Raw genomic sequence first — 950 nt, 5'->3', positions numbered from 1 at the left:
TAGCTTCCAGTGGAAACGTAACAGACGAAGTCTGGACGGAGTACATAAAGAATCAGAAGCTGGATGAACCCGACGATGATTTCAGTGTGCTGTAAATCGCCTTTAGGCGAAATGACCGGCTAATAGTCCAAAGTGACATCACCCCAATTAGCCAAACCAATAAGTAACTGATAACCAGCTTCATGCTTTCTTTATTACGACCAACAGTTGATAATCAACTGTTGGTGCCAAATGCTGCCAAAAACGCAGTCCTACACTAGGGCATGTGATTACCGCAACTTCGAGACCTTCATCACTATGATCTACATGATTTTACACGAAATTACGACAAGAATGTAGTTCTTCTCCGCTTTGATGAGTGAGCTTTTGTCCATTTTTCTGCCCTTCGCCGTCTGTATCAGTCGCACAAGCATATGGCTGGTACAGGCGGAGAGGGGTTGAAAAATGGACAGCTACTGCCCTGAGCCAGATGTTGATGGAGCAAATCATACAGACCCGTTCTACCTGGATTAAATTCTTCATATTCAAATAATTAGCAATTTATTGTACATTCTGCTCACTCATCAAAATCGACTCGGCCTTTGACAACCTATTGGTGCCCCGGCCGTCCTGGTCACCAAGCACTACGCAACAACTTCGCAAGCTCGTTGCTGCTCCGTACTTGTCTCCCAATGACTGTACGCCGCGTTTGGATGCCTACTTTGCTTCCCCTCTGGCGCTATGCGCACGACGGGTAAGCAGTGCGGCCTCGCGCCTACTGGGGTCTACCAGCCTTCGCTTCGCTCTCCATGGCTGGCAGCGAATGCATGGTCCTGTTGCAGCTGATCATTTACTCGATACTTTCGAGGAAAAAGGCTGGATGCTTGCAGATCATCCAGCATTAGGCCAAGAACGGCCAGACATTGCTGTTGATTCCGCCTGCTGGCACCCTCCAGCCGCCGATGGTATAC

Annotated in this window: 1 protein-coding gene; it reads left to right on the top strand. The window is 48.5% G+C overall.

Annotation, left to right across the window (positions count from 1 at the left end):
* Positions 1–595 precede the first annotated feature (595 nt).
* The coding region (locus ACOCD2_RS22175) for a hypothetical protein (protein ID WP_419626134.1) at positions 596–950 on the top strand (355 nt) is incomplete at its 3' end.

This window comes from Thiolapillus sp., from assembly GCF_048562965.1.
GTDB classification, from domain to species: Bacteria; Pseudomonadota; Gammaproteobacteria; order Chromatiales; family Chromatiaceae; genus Thiolapillus; species Thiolapillus brandeum_A.
Note: the sequence above shows the minus strand (reverse complement) of the source record. Positions and strands in the feature narration are given on the sequence as shown.